Origin of the sequence: Maricaulis sp., assembly GCF_030149425.1 — a bacterium.
GTDB lineage: Bacteria > Pseudomonadota > Alphaproteobacteria > Caulobacterales > Maricaulaceae > Maricaulis.
This window is the reverse complement of record NZ_JASBRQ010000033.1, coordinates 1-8,256: the sequence shown is the minus strand read 5'-3', so window position 1 is coordinate 8,256 and position 8,256 is coordinate 1. Positions and strand designations below refer to the sequence as shown.

General features: G+C 62.7%; 9 protein-coding genes, 1 pseudogene and 1 riboswitch. Of the genes and pseudogenes, 3 read left to right on the top strand and 7 right to left on the bottom strand.

Annotated elements, in window-relative coordinates; translation table 11 throughout:
* From Q1V57_RS05035 to Q1V57_RS05025, 3 genes and pseudogenes are all read left to right on the top strand, one after another.
* Positions 1-117 (top strand): annotated as a pseudogene (locus Q1V57_RS05035) (ATP F0F1 synthase subunit C); the annotation flags it as partial.
* A gap of 82 nt (positions 118-199) precedes the next feature.
* Positions 200-736 carry a F0F1 ATP synthase subunit B' gene (locus tag Q1V57_RS05030; protein WP_300528203.1) on the top strand — a complete coding sequence of 179 codons (537 nt, stop codon included), beginning with the start codon at positions 200-202 and terminating at the stop codon, positions 734-736.
* Positions 737-740: 4 nt separating this feature from the next.
* Positions 741-1,283: a F0F1 ATP synthase subunit B gene (locus tag Q1V57_RS05025; RefSeq protein ID WP_300528201.1), complete on the top strand. Its 543-nt coding sequence runs from the start codon at positions 741-743 to the stop codon at positions 1,281-1,283.
* Between the two features lie 277 nt (positions 1,284-1,560).
* Here the strand turns inward: Q1V57_RS05025 and Q1V57_RS05020 are convergent, their stop codons facing one another.
* The 7 genes from Q1V57_RS05020 to gcvT form a co-directional block, all read right to left on the bottom strand.
* Complete coding sequence (locus tag Q1V57_RS05020; protein ID WP_300528199.1) at positions 1,561-1,887, bottom strand: hypothetical protein; 327 nt, start codon at positions 1,885-1,887, stop codon at positions 1,561-1,563.
* A gap of 261 nt (positions 1,888-2,148) precedes the next feature.
* Positions 2,149-3,093: a hypothetical protein gene (locus Q1V57_RS05015; protein ID WP_300528196.1), complete on the bottom strand. Its 945-nt coding sequence runs from the start codon at positions 3,091-3,093 to the stop codon at positions 2,149-2,151.
* 221 nt (positions 3,094-3,314) lie between these two features.
* A complete protein-coding gene (gene gcvPB / locus Q1V57_RS05010; RefSeq protein ID WP_300528193.1) occupies positions 3,315-4,889 on the bottom strand; it encodes an aminomethyl-transferring glycine dehydrogenase subunit GcvPB in 1,575 nt (524 codons plus the stop codon).
* Complete coding sequence (gene gcvPA / locus Q1V57_RS05005) at positions 4,889-6,232, bottom strand: aminomethyl-transferring glycine dehydrogenase subunit GcvPA (RefSeq protein ID WP_300528190.1); 1,344 nt, start codon at positions 6,230-6,232, stop codon at positions 4,889-4,891. Before gcvPA ends, gcvPB begins: the two co-directional genes overlap by 1 nt.
* A gap of 13 nt (positions 6,233-6,245) precedes the next feature.
* On the bottom strand, positions 6,246-6,611 hold the full coding sequence (gcvH, locus tag Q1V57_RS05000; protein ID WP_300528188.1) for a glycine cleavage system protein GcvH: 366 nt from the start codon (positions 6,609-6,611) through the stop codon (positions 6,246-6,248).
* Entirely contained in the window at positions 6,608-6,844 is a 237-nt protein-coding gene (locus Q1V57_RS04995; RefSeq protein ID WP_300528185.1) for a hypothetical protein, read from the bottom strand. Before Q1V57_RS04995 ends, gcvH begins: the two co-directional genes overlap by 4 nt.
* 5 nt (positions 6,845-6,849) lie before the next feature.
* Positions 6,850-7,959 carry a glycine cleavage system aminomethyltransferase GcvT gene (gene gcvT, locus Q1V57_RS04990; protein ID WP_300528183.1) on the bottom strand — a complete coding sequence of 370 codons (1,110 nt, stop codon included), beginning with the start codon at positions 7,957-7,959 and terminating at the stop codon, positions 6,850-6,852.
* A 175-nt stretch (positions 7,960-8,134) separates the two neighbouring features.
* Positions 8,135-8,224: riboswitch (glycine riboswitch) on the bottom strand.
* Positions 8,225-8,256: the final 32 nt, after the last annotated feature.

Sequence of the window (8,256 nt, the reverse complement as noted above, 5' to 3'; positions counted from 1 at the left end):
ATGCGCAACCCGTCTGCTGCTCAGCAGCAGTTCGGTAACCTGATCTTCGGCTTCGCCGTGACCGAGGCACTGGGCATCTTCTCCCTGCTCATCGCCCTGCTGGCCCTGTTCGGCTAAAATCAGGTTCGTGTGGCGGTCGATGGCGGCCGCCATACACACTGGCCCCTCACAGGGCATTTGACATAGGAGCAGGCGTTCGATGGCGCTCGCACCGGAACAAGAAGGCGCGGAAGCCGCTTCTGGCGTATTCCCACCCTTCGACCCGACATATTTCCCGTCGCAGCTTTTCTGGCTCGCGATCAGCTTCGTTGTTCTCTACTTCGCGCTCGATCGTTTTATCCTGCCGAAGCTGAAAACGACGATTGAAGACCGTCGCGATCGTATCGCTGACGATCTGGACGAGGCAGCCAAAGCCAAGGCGGACGCGGAAGCGGCCGGCGAAGCTTATGAGCAGTCCCTGGCAGAAGCCCGCGCCAAGGCCCACGGTATCGCTGCTGATACCCGTGCCGCCCTGGACAAGGAGCTGGCCAAGGAAAGCGCGGCTGTTGAGGCCGAGCTGGCTGAAAAGCAGGCCGCTGCCGAAGCCTCTATCCGGGCTGCCAAGGACAAGGCGTTTGCCGAAGTTCGCGGTATTGCAGCAACGGCAACCGCCGCGGCTGTCACGGCCCTGGCCAATGTCGAGATCAGCGACGACGACGCCGGCAAGGCCGTCGACGGCGCCATGAAGGGAGCTTAGGCAAATGCGTATTGCACCTTCTGAAGACGGCTACGGCGCAGAAACGGATCTGGTGACCTACCTTCTCGGTGACCCGTCCTTCTACGCTTTCCTGGCTCTGATCGCCTTCTTCGTTCTGCTCGCCTATCTCGGCGTGTTCAAGACGATCGCGAAATCGCTTGACGATCGTGCTGATGCGATCAAGACCGAGCTCGACGATGCCAAACGTCTGCGCGAGGAAGCGGCTGAACTGCTGGCTTCCTACCAGCGCAAGCAGCGTGAGGCAGAGGCAGAAGCCGAGAGCATCATCGCCCAGGCCAAGGCCGAAGCGAAGATCCTCAAGGAAGAAAGCCGCAAGGAACTGACCGATCGCCTCGAGCGTCGCGCAGCCATGGCCGAGCAGCGTATTGCCCAGGCCGAGGCCCAGGCCGCTGCCGAAGTCAAAGCAGCCGCTGCCGAACTGGCCGCTGCTGCGGCCGAGGACATCCTCAAGACCAAGCTGAAAAAGACCGATCTGAACAAGATCGTCGACGCGGATATCAAGGTTGCAGGCGACCGCCTGAACTAGGACGCGCTTTCAGCCAAACAGATCAAAGCCCGGAGCCAGCCGCTCCGGGCTTTTTTCGCGGCTTTTGCCAAGCGCGTCTTCATCGGCATGGAGAGGCTGGGCGAAGGCTGGCCCTGAGCGACACCAATCCGGATGCCGCCTCACCGGCTCCCGGACCGTCCTCTGCCGGCAACACAGCTCATCCGGCACTGGGCCAAGCGCGCAGCTTCATGCAGCGGCGATGCCCGGCCCGGCCAAACAGTCCGCCGGTGGCGGTCGGTCATGAGACAAAGGGTAGTTAGCCGATACGGCGGGTGCCATCCGCTTCAGCGTCGGACGGCTGGTCCTTTTCGCCGAAGGCCCAGCGCACGCGCTTCCAGAGCCAGGGGTAACGCTTCAGCGTCTTGGTAATCCAGGCATGCAGGGTCTTGGATGCGGCGGCGACGAGAACGAGGCCAAGGAAGCCGATCATGGCTCCGATGGGCAGGATGGGCGTCAGCAGGCCGACCGGGACGGCAATCGCCATCAGTCCGAGGCCGAGCGCCACGGCAATGGCGCGAATGACCAGCACGATAACCGCGCCGAGGGCATTCGAACGTGCCAATCCGTCGAGCTGCTCATTCATGGCCGAAACCATCTCCATCCCCGTCCTGTTGTTAAAAGCGCGTCTTGGTGCGCGCGGCAGGACAGCTAACACTTAATTCGTAAACTAGCCCCGAATGCGAGTTAAAAGCGCCCAAATTGGGGCACCGCATGCAGGTCGTTTACGCGCTGTGGCAAAAGCGCACCGGTTCACCCGATTCCCCTTTGCTGACGAAAGATATGGGCGCAGCGAAGCGAAATGGAAAGGGTGCGTCTGCATCCGCCATTGCCCGGGGCTCATAAATTACTCGTGAGCCTGGCTGATGCGCGCTTCGACCTGGATTTCCGGGCGCTGGGCGCCGGGGATTATCGCGCAATTCCGGCCCGGCTCGCGTGAGCCGGTCCAGTGACGTTCCAGGAAGGGCCAGACCGCCTCATAGAGACCATCGCGGACCAGGGTGGCATGATCTGCCCCATCAATACGCACCAGCTCGCTGGGCTCTGGGGCCTGTGCCATCAGCCGGTCGGAATGATGCATCGGCACCAGCCGGTCCTCGGTGCCGTGTACCATAAGTACCGGCTCATCCAGCGCACTGATCCACTCATCAGAGCGGAAACGGTTTTGCAGGATCAGGTCGTAGGGAAAGAGCGGAAGCTTCTCAGCCACCAGCGCGCTCATCGAGCTGTAGGGAGCTTCCAGAACCAGCGCGCCGACGGCGTTGGTGGCGGCGAGCCGGGTCGCCGGGCCAGAGCCGAGGGAGAAGCCGTGCACCACCACGTCCGTCGATTCGATCCCGCGTCGCATCAGCCAAGCCAGCCCGGCCTGGGCATCGAGATGCAGCCCCGCCTCTGAGGGCGAACCGGTAGAGCCGGAATAGCCACGATAATAAACAGCCAGGAAACCCACACCCTGCTCCTGCATCCGGCGCCAGCGGCCACTCTGGATCTCCGGCCGCCCCGCATTGCCGTCGAAGAAAAGCATGGTCGGACAGCCCGGCTCCGGCTCGCTGTACCAACCGACCAGACGCTCACCATCGGGTGTCGGGATGCGGACCGGCGCGATCCAGGCCTCGCGCGGCAAGACCTGCTCGCTGGAGGGGTGGTAGAGAAGGTCTTTCTGATTGAACCAGAGGGCCGCCGCCAGGGTCAGATAAACCCCGCCCACAGCCAGCAGGATCAAACGCAGGCGCGTGCCCCAACCGGGCCGCCGGAAACTCAAACGGGAAGAGGTGGACATGGAAGATGGCATGCGTGTCCCCTAGCAGCCCATCATGACCGCTTCTGGGCGCTCAATAGGCATCGTCATGACGCGATACACGCGTGAGGGGTGTGCAATCAAGTCAACTCGCCTGCTGGCGTAAACTCCGGCTTGCGGCGACACAGCGGATTTCAGCGGTATTTGCTGAAAATCAAAAAGAAAAAGGCGCCCACCGCGAGGTGAGCGCCTGTCTCATTGGTCCAAGCCGGGGATTACTCCGCGGCGATCGGCTCTTCCGCAGCCGGAGCGGTCCAGCGCAGGACCGGCTGGCGGGCCGCCTTGGTCTCGTCGAGACGCTTGGTCGGTGCGTGCACGGGTGCAGCCTGGAAGCGCTCGACCTCGCCGGCCTTGGCCGCCAGGGAGAGGGCTTCCAGCGTATCGATGAAGCGATCGAGGCCGGACTTGCTCTCGGTCTCGGTCGGCTCGATCAGCATCGCACCATGGACGACCAGCGGGAAATACATGGTCATCGGGTGATAGCCCTCATCGATCATCGCCTTGGCGAAATCGAGCGTGGTGACGCCGGTATCCTTAAGGAAGCGGTCGTCGAACAGGGCTTCGTGCATGCAGATCCCATCAAAGGCCGGGGTCATGACGTGCTTGAGGCGGGCCTGGATATAGTTGGCATTGAGAACCGCGTCCTCGGCCACCTGTTTCAGACCGTCAGAGCCGTGGCTCATCATGTAGGTCAGGGCGCGGGTGAACATGCCCATCTGGCCGTGGAAAGCAGCCATACGGCCAAAGGGCTGGCCTTCGGCATCGGCTTCATGCTCGACCAGTTCCCAATGCTTGTCCTTGAGGACGACATAGGGAACCGGCGCAAACGGTGCCAGCGCATCGGACAGCACCGTCGGGCCGGAACCGGGGCCACCGCCGCCATGCGGGGTGGAGAAGGTCTTGTGCAGATTGATGTGCATGGCATCAACGCCGAGATCACCCGGGCGGACACGGCCGACAATGGCGTTGAAATTGGCGCCATCGCAGTAGAAATAGCCGCCCGCCTCGTGGATCAGGTCGGCGATCTCGCGGATATCGCGTTCGAACAGGCCGCACGTGTTCGGGTTGGTCAGCATGATACCGGCGACATCATCGCCGAGCTTGGCCTTGAAGGCCTCCATATCGACGCGGCCGGTTTCATCAGCCGGGATCTCGTCAACAGTGAAGCCGCACTGCACAGCCGTGGCCGGATTGGTGCCATGCGCCGATTCCGGCACCAGCACGCGGCGGCGGTGGGACTGGCCGTCCGCATCAAGCTTGGCGCGGATCGCCATCATGCCGCAAAACTCGCCATGGGCACCGGCTTTCGGCGACATCGCCACGCCGGACATGCCGCACAGCGTCATCAGCCAATGGGCCAGCTCGCCGATGACGGCATAGGCGCCCTGCACGGTCGAGGCCGGCTGCATCGGGTGGACATCGGCAAAGCCCGGAAGACGAGCCATTTTCTCGTTGAGACGCGGATTGTGCTTCATCGTGCACGAACCGAGCGGGTAGAGACCCAGATCGATGGCGTAATTCTTCCGCGACAGGCGCACATAATGGCGCATGGTCTCCGGCTCGGAGAGGCCCGGCATGCCCAGCTCGCTCTTGCGCTCCAGACCGCCCAGGCGCGTTGCCGTGCCTTTCGGCTCGGGCAGGTCCACACCGCACTGCTCGACCGAGCCGCGCTCATAGATCAGCGCTTCAGACTGCTCCAGACCCTTCGAGCCCGACGTCGTCTCGGCATAGCCGCCAGTAGCAATATTGTCCGCGATACGGGTCGGACGTCCCTGCGTGTTCATCGGCATTAGAGGACACCTCCAAGCGCTTTGGCGAAAATCTCGATATCCGCCTGCGTATTCACTTCGGTAGCCGCAACGAGGAGGATGTCCTCGAACTGGCCCGGATAAAGCCGGCTGGCCGGGACACCGCCAAGCACGCCGACCTTGGCCAGCTTCTCGACGATATCGGCCGCATTGCCCGGCAGGCGTACCGCGAACTCGTTGAAGAAGGCGTCATTGACCACGTCGACACCCTCGACCGCATCAAGCGCGTCGGCCAGGGCGCAGGCGTTTTCATGGCTGAGCTGGGCCATCTGGCGGAAACCCTTCTCACCCAGCAGCGTCATGTGGATGGTGAAGGCTAGGGCACAGAGGCCGGAATTGGTACAGATGTTCGACGTCGCTTTGTCGCGGCGGATATGCTGCTCGCGCGTCGACAGGGTGAGCACGAAACCGCGGCGGCCATCGGCATCCACCGTTTCGCCAGCCAGGCGGCCCGGCATCTGGCGGATGAAGCGGCGATCATCCTTACAGGCGAAGAGGCCCACATAAGGTCCGCCGAAATTGAGGCCGACACCGATGGACTGGCCTTCGCCAACCGCGATATCCGCGCCCATGGCGCCGGGCGCCTCGGTCAGACCCAGCGCGACCACCTCGGTAAAGGCGGCGATCACCAGCGCGCCTTTTTCGTGGGCGATGCGGGAAATCTCGCGCAGGTCGTGCAGCTGGCCGAAAATATCCGGGGTCTGCACGACGACACAGGCCGTGTTCTCGTCGATCGCGGCGATGACCTTGTCGAGGCTGTCCAGCTCCGGCTCGGTGACCTCGATGGAGACGGAGGAGTATTTCGCCAGCGTCTTGCTCGCTTCGACATAATGCGGGTGCACCGTGCCGGCCATGACGGCCTTGTCGCGCTTGGTCACGCGCGCCGCCATCATCACGGCTTCGGCACAGGCGGTCGAGCCGTCATACATGGAGGCATTGGCCACATCCATGCCGGTCAGCTGGGCCACCTGGGTCTGGAATTCGAACAGGGTCTGCAAAGTGCCCTGGGAAATCTCCGGCTGGTACGGCGTGTAGGCGGTGAGGAATTCGGACCGCTGGATCAGGTGATCCACGGTTGCCGGGATGTGGTGTTTATAGGCACCCGCCCCCACAAAGAACGGCACCGACGAGGCCGAGACATTCTGGTTCGACATCGCCGCCATGGCGCGCTCGACCTGGAGTTCACCCTGCTTGGTCGGCAGATCGATCAGCCCGTCCAGACGTGCTGCTTCGGGCACATCGGTGAACAGATCATCGATGGAAGCAACGCCGATGGCCTCGAGCATCGCTTTCCGGTCTGTGTCTGTGTGGGGGAGGTAACGCATTGAGGTTCTGTCCTTACGCGATGTGCGCCTTGTAGGCGTCTTCGTCCATCAGGCCTTCGAGCTGGGACGCATCGGCCAGCTTGAACTTGGCAAACCAGCCGCCGCCGGTGGCGTCTTCATTGACCTTGGCCGGCTCGCCATCGAGGTCGTCATTGACGCCGACAATCTCGCCATCAACCGGGGCGTAGACTTCGGATGCGGCTTTCACGGATTCAACAACGGCGAACTCGTCGCCTTTTTTGAAGGTCTTGCCGACTTCCGGCAGTTCTACAAAGACCACATCGCCAAGCTGTTCGGCGGCATAGGCCGTAATACCGACAGTGGCGACATCGCCCTCAACGGTGATCCATTCATGGTCTTCGGTGTAACGCGTGGTCATGGCTTGATCTCCTGCCCCTTGAAGAGAGATTGAAAACGTCCTCCTTTCCCTAGACGGGAAAGGTGCCCCGGACGTGTTCCGGGGCGGATAGGGTGAGCGCCGCAGGCGCAAATAAAACGAACAGCCGGGCTTTCAATTGCGGCTTCGCCGCGCACCCACTCCGGCCCGGCCTGCCGGGCCACCTCGCCCATCAAAGGCGAGGAGGAAGAAAGGGTTTCGCGGTCAGCGATCATTCAGCTCAGCCCCGATAGAAATTGTTCGGAACGAACGGCATTTTGGTGACCACGGCCGGACGGGCGCGACCGCGCACCAGGATGTCCAGCTCAGTGCCCACTTTGACATAGCCGCGTTCGACATAGCCCATGGCGACCGGACCCTCGACGGTCGGGCCGAAGCCCCCGGAGGTCACCACGCCGATTACATTGCCGTCCTTGTCGGCGATCTCTGCGCCCTCACGCGCCGGCGCGCCTTCCAGCGTCAGGCCGATGCGTTTCTGGCAGGTTTTCTCTTCCAGCTGCTGCGCGATCACGTCAGCACCCGGGAAATCCCCGCGCTCGCGGCGCGTCTTGGCCAGGGCCCAGATCAGCGCGGCTTCAACCGGAGTTCGGTTCTCGTCCATGTCATGGCCATAAAGGCAAAGACCCGCTTCCAGGCGCAGGCTGTCGCGGGCGCCCAGACCAATCGCTTCAACCTCGTCCTGGGCCAGAAGCAATTTGGCAATGCGCACGGCGTCGGCTTGCGGGATGGAAATCTCGAACCCGTCCTCGCCGGTATAGCCGGAACGGGAGATGTAGACCTCAACGCCGTCCAGCTCGAAAACGCCGGCCTGCATGAACACCATCTCGCATGCGGCCGGGCAAAGACGCGTCATGACGTCCTTGGCTTCCGGCCCCTGCAGCGCCAGCAGCGCGCGGTCAGTGATTCGGGTCAGTGTGCCCTTGCCGGCGGTATTGGCTTCGATATGAGCGAAATCATCATCCTTGGTCGCCGCATTGACGACGAGGAAGAGCGTCTCTTCACCCTTGAACGGGCGCGACACCATAAGGTCATCACGGACGCCGCCACGCTCATTGAGCAAGAGGGTGTATTTCTGCTCGCCGGCACCGAGCTCGGATAGATCCGCCGTGACCAGCGCTTCCAGCGCGCTTTCATCACCGCTGTAGCGCGCCTGGCCCATATGGGAGACATCGAACAGGCCGGCCTTGGCGCGGCAATGCTTGTGCTCGCCCATAATGCCCAGCGGGTATTGCACCGGCATGTCATATCCGGCGAAGGGCACCATTTTGCCGCCGAGCTCGACATGCAGGGCGTGGAGCGGAGTTTTGGAAAGTGTTTCTGTGTCGGCCATGGCCATCGGGTCCTTGCAAGCAACTGTTTCCTGCAGACCCGGTCCGGGCCCGCAAGCTGTTGCCCCCGCTGTCCCGATAACCTGAGAGATTCCGCCATCGCGAGGGAAGAGCCCGCGCGGCTTGCTCCGTCGGTGGGGTGATCGCACTGACACGCGCACCCGCTTTCCAGCGTTTGTCTCTCTCGCGGTCCCTTGGCCTGAGCGTTTCCGGGGCGGTTGCGCCTTCGGCGCCGGCTTATTTGCCGGTCTCTCCCGCGAGGAGAAATGGCCTCCAGGGCGCGCCTCACGGCGGGTCCT

Coding starts and splice junctions, on each gene's coding strand:
- Q1V57_RS05030 (WP_300528203.1), top strand. CDS start 200: ATGGCGCTCGCACCGGAACAAGAAGGCGCGGAAGCCGCTTCTGGCGTA.
- Q1V57_RS05025 (WP_300528201.1), top strand. CDS start 741: ATGCGTATTGCACCTTCTGAAGACGGCTACGGCGCAGAAACGGATCTG.
- Q1V57_RS05020 (WP_300528199.1), bottom strand. CDS start 1,887: ATGAATGAGCAGCTCGACGGATTGGCACGTTCGAATGCCCTCGGCGCG.
- Q1V57_RS05015 (WP_300528196.1), bottom strand. CDS start 3,093: ATGCCATCTTCCATGTCCACCTCTTCCCGTTTGAGTTTCCGGCGGCCC.
- gcvPB (WP_300528193.1), bottom strand. CDS start 4,889: ATGCCGATGAACACGCAGGGACGTCCGACCCGTATCGCGGACAATATT.
- gcvPA (WP_300528190.1), bottom strand. CDS start 6,232: ATGCGTTACCTCCCCCACACAGACACAGACCGGAAAGCGATGCTCGAG.
- gcvH (WP_300528188.1), bottom strand. CDS start 6,611: ATGACCACGCGTTACACCGAAGACCATGAATGGATCACCGTTGAGGGC.
- Q1V57_RS04995 (WP_300528185.1), bottom strand. CDS start 6,844: ATGATCGCTGACCGCGAAACCCTTTCTTCCTCCTCGCCTTTGATGGGC.
- gcvT (WP_300528183.1), bottom strand. CDS start 7,959: ATGGCCGACACAGAAACACTTTCCAAAACTCCGCTCCACGCCCTGCAT.